The organism is Synergistes jonesii (assembly GCF_000712295.1).
GTDB lineage: Bacteria > Synergistota > Synergistia > Synergistales > Synergistaceae > Synergistes > Synergistes jonesii.
In genome coordinates this window covers 68,238-83,016 of sequence record NZ_JMKI01000002.1, presented here as the reverse complement: position 1 = coordinate 83,016, position 14,779 = coordinate 68,238, and the positions used below count along the sequence as shown (strand labels likewise).

Genomic DNA, 14,779 nt, shown 5'->3' with positions numbered 1-14,779 from the left:
TCCTTATATCAGCACAAATTGAAAAGCGTTAAACAGGTAGCCCACAAAGACAATGCCAATCGTGCAAATGCCGATAAACAGGCCTAACAGCTTCGGCTTTACGGCCTTTCGGAGCATAATGATTGAGGGCAGAGACAGCGTGGTAACTGCCATCATGAAGGAAAGTATCGTACCAAGCTGCGCCCCCTTTTCAAGCAGCGCCTCCGCCACTGGTATAGTCCCAAAAATGTCTGCGTACATGGGAACACCGACGAATGTAGCAAGCACGACGCCAAAGGGGTTGTTGCTGCCAAGCACCATTTGTATCCAACTTTCAGGTATCCAGTTATGAATGATCGCGCCGATGCCCACGCCAATGAGGATATAGGGCAGCACTTTATTGAACGTGAAAAGCATTTGGTCTTTTGCGTAGATTAACCGCTCTTTACGCGTCAGCGTTGGAGAATCGATATCTACCGCGCTCGCGCTTTTGATGAAGTCCTCGACGTATTGCTCCATGTGCAGCTTCTCAATAAGCGTACCGCCAATGACGGCAGTCACAAGGCCGAGCAGCACATATACAATGGCGACCTTTGCCCCGAATATGCTCATAAGCAAAATAAGACTTCCAAGGTCAACCATAGGCGAGGAAATCAAAAATGAAAAGGTTACTCCAAGAGGCAAGCCTGCGCTGGTAAAGCCTATGAATAGCGGAATGGACGAGCAAGAGCAAAAGGGCGTTACTGTTCCGAGCAAAGCGGCGATACAGTTTGCACCAATTCCGCGAAAGCGGCCTAATATTTTCTTGTTGCGTTCCGGTGGGAAATAGCTCTGAATATACGAAATTAAAAGAATCAAAAAGCACAGTAGCGCCGTAATTTTCAGAACATCATACAAAAAGAATTGAACGCTGCCGCCGGTACGGGTTAATATGTCAAACCCGCAAACCCGCAGCAGTTTGCCAATAAGTTCATTAAGCCATTTCATACCAAGAAGCTGATTTTGAATGAAACTCCACATCGGCGGCAGCCGTCTTTCTATTTGCGGCAAGATAACCCGCCGATAAACTGTTGAAATGCGGCGAGCGTTTCTCCGTTAAGCGAATAGTGGCTCCACTTGCCATCTTTCCGCACATCGACAAGTCCGCATTCACAAAGGGTTTTCATGTGATAGGAAAGTGTCGGTTGCGTGATTTCAAACTGTTCTAGCAGCTTGCAGGCGCATTTTTCTCCGTCAGACAGCATTTGAACAATTTGCAGACGGTTGGTGTCGCTTAACGCCTTGCAAAGCAACGCTACATCAATCGTATTCATACAATCGCCTCCGATAGATAGGTTACTGTCTATGCGACATTATAATAAATTACATAGATTATTGTCAATATGAAGAATGAACATCCCGCAAATGGCAAATTTTCATTTGTTTCCCCCGCGCTTTTGTTACCGCTTTTCTTCAACATCCGATTGAGTGCGTTATACTACATCAACTATACAAGAGTGACGATAAGGCGTATCCGATACTCATGACAGTATATTCTAAGGTCTTCCGAGAACGCGCTGTAAAATTAAAATACATTCTTGACGGACGCTCCTTGTATAAATTGACGGAAGTAGATCACACGGATTTGTTCGCGGCTGACGCCGCTTACGAAAAAGAAAAAGGGCGAAGGGCGTTGCTCTTGAGCAAATCCGCGTGACAAAAATATAAAAAATAAACGAGGCGTTCATTTCCGTACTGCGTTATCGCATACAAGTTGAATGACTATATGTTTGCAAACAAGCAAAAACAGGCGGAATTCCGTTTTTTAGAATACCGCCTGTTTTTAGCTGATCAAGGTTGACAGATGCACGTAACCATAACTTTGCCGGATTATTTTCTTAGGTGTACCCGCCTTGCGGCGGGAAATTTTTGCTTTCAGATTTTTGGCGCGCCTGTCATTTTTCTTTCTTTTTGATGTGCGCCTCAATGTCCGCCATGCTGACTCGCGTAAGCTCTCCGGCTGGCAGTTCTCCCAATATTTCCCACGCGGTGTCGAGCGAATAAGCTATATCGCGCTCTTCCTCATTCCCCTGCTTCAGGAATTTGCCCTCGAAGACCTTACCGAAGGAGAGGAAAGCCTTGTCCGTCTTTGACAGTTCGTCTTCGCCGACGACTCCGGCGAGGGAACGGACCTCTTGCACTCGGCTGTAGGAGGCGAAGAGCTGGCTGGAAACGCTCGGGTGGTCTTCGCGCGTGTAGCCCTTGCCTATGCCGTCCTTCATAAGGCGCGAGAGGCTCGTCAGTATGTCGATGGGCGGATAGATGTTCTTCGCGTCGAGTTCCCTGGAAAGTACTATCTGCCCCTCCGTGATGAAGCCGGTAAGGTCTGGTATCGGGTGCGTGATGTCGTCGTTCGGCATCGTGAGGATGGGTATCTGCGTGACGCTCCCTTCCTTTCCGCGCACAACTCCGGCGCGCTCGTAGAGCGACGCGAGGTCGCTGTAGAGGTAAGCGGGGTAGCCTTTGCGGCTCGGAACTTCGCCGGCCGCGACGCCGAGCTCGCGCAGAGCTTCGCAGTAGCTCGTCATGTCCGTCATTATTACGAGGACGTGCATGCCGAGCTCGTAGGCGAGGTATTCCGCGGTGGAGAGCGCCATCCGCGGCGTGGCGATGCGCTCGATGACGGGATCGTCCGCAAGGTTCAGGAAGGTTACGATGTTGTTCGAATGTCCGTGCGTCGAAAGCTCCTGCATGAAGTAAGCCGCGTCGTCGTGCTTGACGCCGATGCCGGCGAAGACGACCGCGAATTCGTCGGAGCCTACGACACGAGCCTGCGTGGCTATCTGCACTGCGAGCTGGTTGTGCGGCAGGCCGTTGCCGGAGAATATAGGCAGTTTTTGTCCGCGAATCAGCGTCGTCAGCGTGTCTATCGCTGATATGCCAGTGTGTATGAAGTCGCGCGGGTACTGGCGCGCCATCGGGTTCAGCGGCAGGCCGTTTATGTTGACGCGCTTTCCTCCGTATAGCGCGCCGCAGTCGTCGCGCGGCTCGCCGAGCCCGTTGAAGGTGCGCCCGAGCATGTATTTCGAAAGATGCACCTCCAGCGGCTTTCCGAGGAATTTGACTTTAGTGCCGCTCGGGACGAGATCCTCCGTACCGGTGAAGACCTGCACGAGCGTAGCCTTCTCGCTGAGCGATTTCACCTGACCGTGACGGCGCGCGCCGGCGCTGTCGCGTATGTCGACCAGTTCGCCGTATCCTACTCCTGTAACGTTCTCGACGAGGATGAACGGCCCCTCTATATCTTTTACTCCAATATATTCGGCTTGCGCCATGCTACTCACCGCCCCTTATTTTCCTTGTGCGTTCGGCGGCGACGCGCTTCAGGTGCGTGTCGATGCGGCCGCGCAGATTGTCGAAGCCGGCCCTGTCGTCCGCGGCGAGTTCGCGCAGGTGCGTTATCGCGTCCACTGATTCGTCGTCTTTTATCAGCGAGATGGGGATGTCCTTGCGCACAAGCTCCATCGCCTTGTGATGGAATTCAAGTATCACCGACAAAATCTCGAAGCCCTTCAGCGGCGGCGAATATGAGTCGGAGCCGAAAGAGTTCTGCTGCAGATATCCATTCTTTATAAGGAACGCCGTGAACGCTATAAGGCGCTGGTCGTCCGGCAGGACGTCTTCGCCGACTAGCTTTATGACCTGCTGTATCTTGTTGTCCTCCGCCAATATGTTTCTGACCTCTCCGCGCACTTCTCCCCAGCGCGGGTCGACGTTGGTGCAGAACCATTCGTCCAGCTCCCCTGCATATTCGCTGTAAGAGTCGGTCCACGAAATCGCGGGGTAGTGGCGTGCGTTCGCGAGGTTTTTATCGAGCCCCCAGAAGCAGCGTATGAATCTCTTGGTGTGGCGCGTCACCGGCTCCGTGAAGTCTCCGCCGGGCGGAGAGACGGCGCCTATTACGCTGACGCTTCCGTTCTCGCCGCTTATCGTGACGACGCGGCCGGCGCGTTCGTAGAATTCGGCGAGGCGGCTCGGCAGATAGGCGGGGAAGCCCTCTTCCGCCGGAATTTCTTCGAGGCGCCCGGAGAGCTCGCGCAGCGCCTCCGCCCAGCGCGACGTGGAATCGGCCATGATCGCTACGTCGTAGCCCATGTCGCGGAAGTATTCCGCTAGCGTGATGCCCGTATAAATTGACGCTTCACGCGCGGCGACCGGCATGTTCGACGTGTTGGCGATAAGGATCGTGCGCTCCATCAGCGGACGTCCGGAACGCGGGTCTTCGAGCACCGGGAACTGCTCGAGAACGTCCGTCATTTCGTTGCCGCGTTCGCCGCAGCCGATGTAGATGACGACCTGCGCATCTCCCCATTTCGCGAGCTGGTGCTGCGTGACGGTCTTTCCCGTGCCGAAGCCCCCAGGTATGCAGGCCGTGCCCCCCTTTGCGAGGGGGAAGAGCCCGTCGATGACGCGCTGCCCCGTCACGAAAGGCTCGTTGGGCAGAAGCCTCTCACGGTAGGGGCGCGGGGTGCGTACCGGCCAGCGCTGTATTATAGGGATAGAAACTTCGCGGCCGAAAGCGTCCTTCACCTTAGCGACGTCGCCTCCGGCGTGATGCCTGCCGGCCGGTATTATCCATGTGATCTCGCCCTCGAAGCCCGGAGGCGTCATGATCTTGTGAACGAGCAGCGGAGTCTCCTGCGCCTCAGCCAGCACTACGCCGCCCGTGACGAGGTCGCCCGTCTTCGCTACGGGCGTGATCTCCCAGAGGCGTTCGCGGTTGATCATGTTGACGGAAGTGCCGGGCGATATATACATGCCCTCTCTTTCAAGGAGCGAATCGAGCGGGCGCCCTATGCCGTCGAAGAAGCTGCCTATCAGCCCGGGGCCGAGTTCGACAGAAAGAGGCTCTCCTGTGCCTACGACCTCTTCATAGACGCGCAGCCCGTCTGTGTCTTCGTAAACCTGGATCGTCGCCTCGTCGCCGTCCATCTTTATTATTTCTCCCATCAGGCGCTTGGGGCCGACTTTGACGACCTCGCGCATCGCGAATTCGCGCATCCCCGACGCCCTTATGACCGGGCCGTTTACGAATTCGACAGTGCCGCGATGAGGAGCCTGTGAATTATTTTTAAGTTCCAACGGCAATTCCTCCTATGCTCCTACAGCAGCGGGAGCAGTCTTTCTGCAAGCGAGTCCGCCATTTCCTGAGTGATGTTCTGCCAATCCATGTTGACCTGCCTGCGGCCGTCCGCCGTCGTCACCCAGCAGCCGCCGAGTATCGGCGCTGGGTCGGCGTTGAAGGAGATCGAGGCGTCAGGGTACGTCTCGGCCACTTTTTTCATGACGTCGCCGGCCAGCGCGAGGTCGGACGCGGAGAAGCGAATCTTGAGCGGCTCCTTCGCGCCGAGCGATTCAATGGCGTCGACGCACATGCCTGTGAGGATGTCGGTATAATCGGCGCGGTCGCGAAGATGTACCAGCTTATCCTGAAGGCGTCCCATCGCGTCGGACAATATCCTGTTCTGAAGGCGCAGCGTTTCGGTGGCCTTTTCGCGCTCGGCTGAAATTATCTGCCTGCGGCGTATGTCTTCGGCGCGCTTTCTCGCGTCCTGCAGAATCAAATTCGTTTCGCGTTGCAGCTTTTCGCTCTCGCTCGTCAGCCAGTCGTCGGCGTCGCGTCGCCCCTGCGTTATCGCGGCTTTTTTTTCGCTGTCGGCGTGGTCAAGTATTATATCTCTGAGATTTGCTATTTTTTCGTTAGATACTTCTTTCACGGTATATCACCTCTTGTACAAAATTCGTCCATGCGGAGGTGCCGAGGGCGCGTAAACGGCGCCGCTACATTTTGACTCCTATCGCTTCCTGTACGTACTTTGTCAAAAATTCGGGGCCCCTTTTCGTGCCGAATCTGTCGGGGATCTCAACTACCAGCGGCAGCTCTCCGCGCTCACGCAGCTGCTGGACGATCTCCGGAGAGAGCTTCGCCGCCCCCTCAGTTATCGCGAGAATCGCCAGATCGCGCATCTTTATCGCGGCGCTTATCGCCTCATACGCCGCGTCCGGCGTATGAACGAGCGTCCCCTCGATTCCCGCCAGGCGCATCCCTACGAGAGAATCATGGTTGTCGCTCACAAGATAGGCCTTCACCCGAGCACGCCTCTTCCTACAAGCGCTGGATTATAAGCAGGGAAATGATGACGCCGTAAATGGCAATGCCCTCGGCAAGGCCGAGGTAAATGAGCGTCGTCCCGAGCATTTCGGGTTTCTCGCCGACGAGTCCCAGAGCTGCGGCTCCGACGTTCGCGACCGCGAAGCCAGCGCCGAGGCAAGCGATGCTGGTGGCGACCGCCGCGGCTATGAAGCCTAGCCCCGCGCCCATCGTAATTTCCTTCGCCGCCGCAGCTTCACCGGCGGCGAAGGAGGCGCCGGACGTCAGAGCTATGACTGCTCCTGTCAGAACGAGCAGTGACGAAACGCCGAGTGCGGCGGCGTAAGCCTTCTTGCCTCCGCGTAAGCCCTTGCGCTTCATAGCGTAACCGACGATCATAAGCGTTGCCACAGTACCGCAGCTTAACATTAAACCAAACATATTGAATCTCATCCTTTCATGTAACTTTTTACCAAAACAAAATTTTTTAATTTGTTTCTGTAACCGTTATATTCCAATATCACATATCTTCGGCCGAAGTGAATTTTCCTCCCTCTTTCTTCCAGCCGACGGGCTTGAACGCGCTGCCTCCTCCCTTGTAGAATTTCCCGAAGAATTCATAGTATTCGAGACGAAGCGTCTGAATAAAGACTATCAACCCTTCGAGGCAGACGATGACGAGGTTGCCTACCAGCAGGATGATGCCCTTCATAACTATGCCACCGGGCATGTTGTGGACCATTTCTGCAAGCATTATGACCGCGAGCGAAAGCCCGACGTGGTTCAGCGCGAAGGCGGCCAGGCGCACGAAGGAGGCCGTGTTGGAGAGGAAGGACATCAGGTTGTGCATGATCTCGAACAAATTGAGTACGGCCGATTCCCCGCTTCCCTTTTGGCGCAGTAGATAGCGGGCCAGCACGTCTCTCAGTATCATTATTAAGAGCAGGACGCCGGCCGCGAGCCACATGAAGTTGGCCGTCCTGTTGGATATCTCCGAGCCTGTGATGTAAACCATGCCGAGCGCGCATAGCGTCCAGTAGAGGGCGAGGCCGGCTAGTCCCTGCCCGTCGAAGAGCAGACGCCCGAAGTCCTTAGCTCGGTACTGCTTTATCATGTTCAATATCAGGCCGAGGCTTATCATGAAAACGCCGAGCCCTATGGAGACCGCAAGCAGAGTGTTGACGTCGCGCATGGGATTGAGCCACAAATCTGGGATGATCCCCTCGATGCCGAAGATACTTCCGTACATCACGCCGAAAGACATCGACGAAATCGCCGCGAGCCTCATGACCTGTCCGAGAGAAGTGCGCATCAGGCCGCGCCTGACGAGCAGCGTCGAACCGAGGAATATCAAAAGCCCGTGCCCTACGTCGCCGAACATGAACCCGAAGAAAAGTATGAAAGAGATCGCAACGATTGGAGACGGGTCTATCTCACCGTAGGAAGGCAGGCTGTACATTGCGACTATGTCCTGGAAGGAGCGGAAGAAGGCGTTGTTCTTCAGCTTCGTCGGAATCCTTATACCGGTATAGGAAATATCCTTCGTATCCTCCGCCATGAGCGTCGTCATCGGCGCTTCTTCGGCGAGAGTCATGCGTATCTGGGCGTAGGTGTCGGCGGGAATCCAGCCTGACAGGACGAACATGCCGCTTACCTCGCCGTGCCCCTTGCATACGTCGTAGACGCGCTGCATCGTGTATAGGCGGGAGAAGAGAAGCTCATAGTCGGCGCGGTGTTCGCGCAGCATCTCCTTGGCCGCCTTCGCAAGGCCGCTTATCGCGCGCTGGTGGTTGGCTATGCGCTTTTCGACGTCTGCGAGAGGGTCTTCTCCGCTGAGCTGCCCTGCTATTTCGTTTAATGAAAATTCTTTGAAATATACCGTTTCGAGCAGTTTTTTTGCTGGTTTTTCATAGCTCGGCACCGTGAGTACGAGCAACCATGTGTTGCCGCTCGATATCGTCAGCTCGTTTATGACTATCGGCGATTCTGAGCCGCTTTCTATAAGGCGGTGATAATTTTCATTTGAAAGGCAGCCGAAGAAGATCTTCACAAAGCGCTGGTCAGCTAGCTCTTTCGGCCCAAATCCGGTCCCTGCGAGCGCTTCCACGAATATCTTCGTGGCGTTGAGGAGCTCCTTTTCCTCGGTCAGCACGCGTCTGCGCTCGTCCCACACTTGCAGCCTCTTCGACGTCTGGTCGACCATCATGCGCGCGTATGTCAAAGTGAAATCCTTTGTGATGGTGACGGGCTGCGGATATGGAATCGCTTCGCCTGCAACTTTCCATATCGTCGATATTTTCGTCAGCAGCTCATCGTATGGGTTAGCCGTCTCCGTCGTCAATTTCGCGCGCAGCGAGCGGTCGTTGACAAGAATGTCAAGCGGCAGCGGCTGGAATCCCCCTGTGAGGACCATCTGGCGCGCTACCGGCTCCATCTCGGACTGAGGCCCGATCATGGTGAGCGCGACCATTTTCATTACTGCCATGCTGTTTCACCCCCGGTTAATATAGGTCTGATGAGGTACTGGGCCGCCGAACGGCGGTCGTAGTCGTACCGCACGTCCTCTATCATTCTGATGATATCCGAGATCTCGTGATCCTTCAGTATAAAATAAGCGATAGCCGTGTGAAAGCCGGGGACTCCGCTCCTCAGTATCGCGAGAGCCTTCAGATAGTTAAACCTTTTTATAGACATTTCCAGCGCAAGCTCTTTGTCGTCCCTTTCAAGAGCGTCGCGGAAGATTTTCCCATAGACGGGGAAGAGCGTTTCGAGCATCCTGAGCCGCTCTTCCTGCGGCATGAGGTCCCTCGCCATCTCCCGCATATGGTGCGTCTTGACCTTGTATCTGACCGGCAGCATGCGGGTGATCGTCTCTTCTACCGTCATCTTATAATACCACGCGCATCTGTGGAGATTATACAGATTCAGCAGGTCCACGCGGCTGCCGAAGAGCGGCGCTAGCACCGTCCGCTCCTTTGTCGGCAGGCTTTTTATATCATTGTAAAGGGCCGTCTCGACGAGGTTGTCGATCGCGAGCTCGAGCTGGAAGAGGGCACTCTCTCCGTTCATGATGCGGCGCACGGGCTCTCTGAGGACGCTGTAATATTTAGTGCCGTTAAGCGCTTCGAGCAGCTCATTGTAATTGCGGCAGTTCAGAAGCGTCTCGTAGGGTAGCTGAGATCCAGGGACGTGGAACAAATGCTCGCGCAGCGAATCACGGTCGGCGCGCTTCGAACGCAGCCAGCGAAAAACGCTTTTCAAATGCTCGGCTTCGTACCAGCTCAGCCAGTCTATGAAGAACTTCCGCGGGGCGCCCTGCAGATAGAAGAGGAAAGTTTCCGCTTCCCTGAGCACGGACGATCGCAGCGCGTTTTCCAGCGCGACCCTGTGAGCCTTCTCGGGAATCAGCGTTTCAAGACGGTCTTTGTAGCCCTCCGTGTGCTTGAGAAAGGCGGCGATCTCCGCGGTAGAATTAAGGTCGAGCAGCGCCCAATATTCGTCGGCCTTCAGAAGCTGGCTGTAAAGTACGTGAGCCTTAACGCCCAGCGCGGTCGCCGGGCCGTGGAAAGACACTGAACTCAGCCTCTCTTCCTTGAGATGAAACTTTCCGCCGTTTCGGAGACCATCGAGTCAATCACGGGTTCTACGTTCTCTTCAAAGCGCTTCTGCATACGCGCGCGCTCCTCCTTGCCGAGGTTGGCTATCTGCACCGCCTCGGTCTTTGCAGAGCTGAGCGCCGTTTCCATGATGCTCTTCGCCTGTTCGCGCGCCGAGGCCATCTGGTTTGCGCGCTCAGAAGCAAATTTCTCCTGCGCGGTCTGGAGCATAGCCTCGGCCTCGAGCTTTGAATCGTCGACTATCCTTTTCGCTTCCGATTCCGCGCCGAGCAGAACCGCAAGAACTTCGTGCAGAGTACTCATAACAAATCCTCCTGTCCTTATGAAAACGAGTAAAGCGTTTCCGTGACCTTCGTCACCTGTTTTTTATCTTCTTCTGCGCAAGCTTCATCCTCGTGAAGTCCTCGCGCTCGCCCTCCTCGAGAACGTCGCTGATGAAAGCTATATCCGCTTTGTCCTGAGGGATGACGACCTTTTCCAGCGCGTTTACGCGCCTGTGAGTCTTTCTTATCTGGACCGCAAGACGGTAGACGCTTGTCTCGACCTCCGCGAGCTGCGCGACGAGGACCATCACGCGGCGGAACTTCGCGTAAGCCGCGTCCATAGCGCCGGAAGAGCCGTGAAACGAATAGCTCGGCACCGTCTCCGCGGAAAGCTCGTCGACGTCGGGTATCTCGACGCCCATCACAGAACGGAGGCGCACCGTTATATCCGACGTTATCGGCACAGACTCGGAAATATCCTCTACTGTGTCTATGCCCAGCGAAACGTTTGCCTTCTGCAGCGCGTCGTAGGCTTCTTTGAATATGCGCGCCACGTCCTCCTGTATCTTTTTCGCCGAATCTATATAGCGTACGAGCTCCATCATAAGCACCTGGCGCTTCTGGTCGAGCAGATCGTGCCCGGACTGCGCCATGGCCATGTCGCGCGTAAGGCGCACGAGATTCCCTCGTGTAGGAGCAAGCTTTGCCGCCATAGATTTCCCTCCCCGTCGACGATACGGCGGAACGAAACGCCGTATCTTATTGTATAATCATCACGTCGCGGCGCCGGTCTAAACCGTTCGCCGGAATCAGGGCGCAATAAAATAACCCGCACTTTGTGCCGGATTAATATCTGCATTTTAACGCTTAAGAGAAACTAAGTACAGGGGGTAAAATTAAAGAATGTTTCAATTATTTATCGCTGAGACAGAACTTGCGAGAATACCCGGGCTTTCGGCGGCGGGCGCGAACGTCGACGTCCTGCCCTATACCGCTCCGGCGGACGCCGACATGCTCTTCTACGACAGGCCGAAGGTCGCCGCGTCGCTTCCCTTCGACCCCTTCGGACACCCTTCGCCGGCTATCGTCACGCGCGCCTCTCTGCTTGAGGCCGGGTTTGCGGCCGGGACCGTGCGCGTCGGCACTTCGATAGCCCCGGCTTCGCCGCACGTGACGATAAGCGAAGCGGTCGGCCGCGACATGCGTTTCGAACCGGCCGTGCCGGACTTTGAGAAAATCGCCGAGGAAGCTGCGGAGCTCGCGTCGAAATTCGATAAAAAAGATAAATGCGCGGTGCTCGCGGAATCCGTGCCGGGGGGCACAACGACGGCGATGCTCGTGCTGCGCGCGCTCGGATACCACGGGACAGTATCCTCCGCCGGACCGGAGAACCCCCTTGCTCTTAAAGAAAGCGTGTGGCGTGACACAGCGGAGCGCTTGGGCATTAAAGAGGGGGGGCTTAAAGGGTATGGGCTCGCCGCGGCCGCTGAGCTCGGCGATCCGATGCAGATAGCGGTAGCCGCATACGCCGCCGCGCTGCCGGAGAGCGTAGAGGTCACTCTCGCCGGTGGGACCCAGATGATGGCCGTCGCCGCCATACTGAGAGACATGGGCGTCAAAAGGGATCTGCTCGTCGCGACGACCAAGTACGTCCACATCGACCCGACGAGCTGCCTTGAAGAATACGCCGCGAAGATCGGCGTGCGCTGGTACGCCGCGCCGCTCGACTTCTCGCGTTCGCGCTTCAAGGGGCTCGCCGATTATGAGAAGGGCTTCATAAAAGAAGGAGTCGGGGCGGGCGGCGCCGTGTGGTATGCGCAACGGCTCGGCGTTTCGATGGAGCGTATACAGGGCCGCACCGAGACTCTCTATGAAAAAATGCTGAACGAAGGGTAGGGTGCGCTATGGCGAACGTCCTCGTGATAGGAAGCGGTAGCGCAAGCTGCGCTTGAGAGAAAAGAAGCAATAGGTGCGCATTGCATAACATAGTGCGCGCCTGTTCCAACTCGTCTTCGCGGCGCTAAAGTCTGCTTGTAAAGTTATAATCTTTGAAGACGAACATATCTGTGGCTAGGATAGTCTTCTCGTATCTCTTGAGGCGTTTCTTTATTTCTGTCTCGTTCTTCTGATAGATTGCCACGAGCATCGCGTGAAGCAGCGTTATCGCCGCCGCGTTGGGGTCAACGACGATCAGATAGCGCTGTGGCGTTATCAGGTAGTGAGTGCAGTATCTGATGATGGGGGAGAATTTGCTGTCCGTTATACCTATCACGGTAAGGCCGCGGTTTGCGACGGTTTCCACCATCTTCTGCGTTTCGACCGGATATCTCGGATAGCTGAAGACGACGGCGACGGTTTTTTCCGTCGTCGATTCGAGCGTGCCGAAGAACGGCATATCAAGGGATTGCACTACTGTCACGTTATCGTGAAAAATCGTCAGGAAATTCGCGAAATATTCCGTCAAAAACTTGTGCGGTGGGCAGCCGATAAGCAGAATCCTGTCGGCCTCGACGATTTTACCGACGCATCTGTCGAAAACCTCCGGGTTTATGGCGTTCAGCGTCTCGTCCATTAAATTTCTTTCCAAGTCGAAGACTCTTTTATAGACGGGCCTGTCCTTGCGCCCGTACCGCTCCTGGCGGAAGGGGTTGTTGGCGTTCGTCTCCTGCGTCTCGCGGCGCAAGTCGAGGAGGAATTCTGAAAAGCTCGAGTATCCGAGAGAATAGACAAAGCGCGTCAGCGTAGCCTCGCTGACGCCAGCCTCTTTTGCGATCATCGGCGCGTTCATCAGCGCGACGGCGTATTTGTTTTCGCAGATATACCTGCCGAGCATCGCCTGCTTTTTCGTGAGGTTGGGCATCGCTTCCGTAATTTTATCGTCTATCATTTTTTTCCCCCGATAGTGCCGCAAATATAAAAATCCCGGTTTCACGGCATCGCATAAACAATTATATTATAATCCATCGTTTTCGAAACAAAAGCGCGACAAAAAATTATTTCTTTTCGATAACGTAATTTCTAACGTAAATTCGGAAAGAATATTTTTTTGTGAATTACTAAAGTATTAAAAATGAACCGCTCCCCTTTTGTGTTTTTTGCTCTGTAACGCACTAAGTAAATGCTTTGAGCTTCCAGTCAAATGATAATGTGAATAATTGATTATACTTATTAAACTATTTTTTATCATAAATTTTAATATTGACATATTAAAAAACCGAGATATAATTTTTATAGAAATAATTTCTTTGATAAAAATTTGCAGTAATAATTTCAAATATAAAGATTGAAGAGGTGGAGACGGCGGCCGGTAGGGGAATAACAAAACGGCCTAAACAATAGAAAGAAAAGAGACAAAGAACAAAGGAGGAGTATGGCAATGGAGAGATTCAAGATTTTAAGCGACGCCGATCTTCTGCGCATAGATCAGGCGTCACGCGCTCTGCTTATGGAGGTGGGCGTTGAGATTCACGACGAGAGGGCGATGGATTATTACGAGAAGGCCGGAGCACACGTCGATAGGGAAAATCACAGGGTGTACGTTCCTGATTATCTCATTACAGCTACGCTGAACAAGTGCTCGTCGAGCGTAAGGCTCTATAACCGCAGAGATCCCGAGCCGATCGTAATAGGCGGCGACGATGTCTATTTCGGCACAGTAGGAATCGCCACGAACGTTCTCGATATCAACACGGACCAGTACAGAGCGGTCCTCACGCAGGACCTTATCGACATCATCCGGCTCTCCGACGCGCTCGACCGTCCTCATTACATCCTTGTTCCCGGTACGCCGACGGACGTGCCGTCTACGATAGTCGACCTCATTGAGACGAAGGCGCTGCTTATGAACACGAGCAAGCACTTCATCACGGAAGCGCAGAACGCGGAGAACTGCAAGAGGGCGATAGAGATGGCGGCGGCGGTGGCCGGCGGCCTTGACAAACTTATCGCAAAGCCGTTCATGACGATGCTGGTAACGCTGACGAGCCCGCTGCACTTCCGTCAGGACGTGTCGGACCTCATTATCGAAAGCGCGCTGGTCGGTTTGCCTCTCTTCATCGAGTCCGGCCCGATGGCCGGAGGCACGGGGCCCGCGACAATGGCCGGGACCCTTATCTGTGCGAACGCGGAGATTCTGAACGCCATAGTGCTTGCGAAAGCGGTCAATCCGGAAGTTCCGATCATCTACGCCAGCTGGGCGAGGCTTCTCGACATGCGCGTCGCGACCTGCTCGCACGGCGGGCCGGAGTTCGCCATGCTGCGCGTAGGGACGACGCAGCTTGCGAAATACTACGGACTTCCGAGCGGCGGCGGCTCGGTCCTCGGCGATACGAAGTCGATAGACGTCCAACTCGGGATGGAAAAAATGGGCACGGGGCTTCTGCCGGCGCTCGCCGGCACGAACATGTGCACGGGCATGGGGCTCTTCGCCGACGAAAATGCGATCAGCCTTGAGACCCTCGTCATCGACTGGGAGATCACAGGGTGGATCGAGCGGGTCCTCCGCGGCATAAAGGTGACGAAAGAGACCTGCAACCTTGCGGTATTCAAAGAGGTGGGCCCCGGAGGCGACTTCGTGCGCTGCGAACACACGAGGGAGAACTACAGGATAGAGAGCTTCCTGCCTCAGATCATGGACAGAGGGTATCTTGCGCTGGACAAAGACCCGCTGGCGAAAACGATGAGGAAACGCGCGAAGAAACTCTTCCCTAAACTTATGCAGGCGTACAAAGGCCCTGAGATTCCGGAAGAAATAGTCCGCAAGATGGACGAGATCATAGCGAGATAGGGGG

General features: G+C 54.8%; 14 protein-coding genes. 2 read left to right on the top strand and 12 right to left on the bottom strand.

The window, feature by feature from the left end:
* Positions 1-3: 3 nt before the first annotated feature.
* The 11 genes from EH55_RS00385 to EH55_RS00335 all read right to left on the bottom strand — a co-directional run bounded on the left by EH55_RS00385 (position 4) and on the right by EH55_RS00335 (position 10,702).
* Positions 4-1,029 (bottom strand): permease, encoded by a 1,026-nt coding sequence (locus EH55_RS00385; protein WP_201769312.1) that lies wholly within the window; start codon positions 1,027-1,029, stop codon positions 4-6.
* A complete protein-coding gene (locus EH55_RS00380; protein ID WP_037973988.1) occupies positions 1,017-1,292 on the bottom strand; it encodes an ArsR/SmtB family transcription factor in 276 nt (91 codons plus the stop codon). The genes EH55_RS00385 and EH55_RS00380 overlap by 13 nt, the downstream gene beginning before the upstream one ends.
* Before the next feature lie 621 nt (positions 1,293-1,913).
* Positions 1,914-3,293, bottom strand: coding sequence for a V-type ATP synthase subunit B (locus tag EH55_RS00375; RefSeq protein WP_037973985.1), 1,380 nt, complete (start codon positions 3,291-3,293; stop codon positions 1,914-1,916).
* 1 nt (position 3,294) lies between these two features.
* Positions 3,295-5,100, bottom strand: coding sequence for a V-type ATP synthase subunit A (locus EH55_RS00370; RefSeq protein ID WP_037973984.1), 1,806 nt, complete (start codon positions 5,098-5,100; stop codon positions 3,295-3,297).
* A 20-nt stretch (positions 5,101-5,120) separates the two neighbouring features.
* Entirely contained in the window at positions 5,121-5,735 is a 615-nt protein-coding gene (locus EH55_RS00365) for a V-type ATP synthase subunit E (RefSeq protein WP_037973983.1), read from the bottom strand.
* Positions 5,736-5,799: 64 nt separating this feature from the next.
* Positions 5,800-6,108 carry a V-type ATP synthase subunit F gene (locus EH55_RS00360; RefSeq protein ID WP_037973982.1) on the bottom strand — a complete coding sequence of 103 codons (309 nt, stop codon included), beginning with the start codon at positions 6,106-6,108 and terminating at the stop codon, positions 5,800-5,802.
* Positions 6,109-6,124: 16 nt separating this feature from the next.
* Entirely contained in the window at positions 6,125-6,520 is a 396-nt protein-coding gene (locus tag EH55_RS00355) for an ATP synthase subunit C (protein WP_328286336.1), read from the bottom strand.
* Positions 6,521-6,629: 109 nt separating this feature from the next.
* Positions 6,630-8,594 carry a V-type ATP synthase subunit I gene (locus EH55_RS00350; RefSeq protein WP_037973978.1) on the bottom strand — a complete coding sequence of 655 codons (1,965 nt, stop codon included), beginning with the start codon at positions 8,592-8,594 and terminating at the stop codon, positions 6,630-6,632.
* Positions 8,585-9,682 (bottom strand): V-type ATPase subunit, encoded by a 1,098-nt coding sequence (locus EH55_RS00345; RefSeq protein ID WP_051682495.1) that lies wholly within the window; start codon positions 9,680-9,682, stop codon positions 8,585-8,587. Before EH55_RS00345 ends, EH55_RS00350 begins: the two co-directional genes overlap by 10 nt.
* Before the next feature lie 5 nt (positions 9,683-9,687).
* Complete coding sequence (locus tag EH55_RS00340; protein ID WP_037973976.1) at positions 9,688-10,029, bottom strand: hypothetical protein; 342 nt, start codon at positions 10,027-10,029, stop codon at positions 9,688-9,690.
* Positions 10,030-10,081: 52 nt separating this feature from the next.
* Positions 10,082-10,702 carry a V-type ATP synthase subunit D gene (locus tag EH55_RS00335; protein WP_037973974.1) on the bottom strand — a complete coding sequence of 207 codons (621 nt, stop codon included), beginning with the start codon at positions 10,700-10,702 and terminating at the stop codon, positions 10,082-10,084.
* A 190-nt stretch (positions 10,703-10,892) separates the two neighbouring features.
* Here EH55_RS00335 and EH55_RS00330 point away from each other — a divergent pair, with 190 nt between their 5' ends.
* Positions 10,893-11,885, top strand: coding sequence for a nicotinate-nucleotide--dimethylbenzimidazole phosphoribosyltransferase (locus EH55_RS00330; RefSeq protein ID WP_037973973.1), 993 nt, complete (start codon positions 10,893-10,895; stop codon positions 11,883-11,885).
* 124 nt (positions 11,886-12,009) lie between these two features.
* On the opposite strand, the gene EH55_RS00325 is transcribed toward EH55_RS00330, so the two are convergent.
* A complete protein-coding gene (locus tag EH55_RS00325) occupies positions 12,010-12,876 on the bottom strand; it encodes a MurR/RpiR family transcriptional regulator (protein WP_037973972.1) in 867 nt (288 codons plus the stop codon).
* Positions 12,877-13,365: 489 nt separating this feature from the next.
* On the opposite strand from EH55_RS00325, the gene EH55_RS00320 reads away from it, so the two are divergent.
* Positions 13,366-14,775, top strand: coding sequence for a trimethylamine methyltransferase family protein (locus tag EH55_RS00320; RefSeq protein ID WP_037973971.1), 1,410 nt, complete (start codon positions 13,366-13,368; stop codon positions 14,773-14,775).
* Positions 14,776-14,779: the final 4 nt, after the last annotated feature.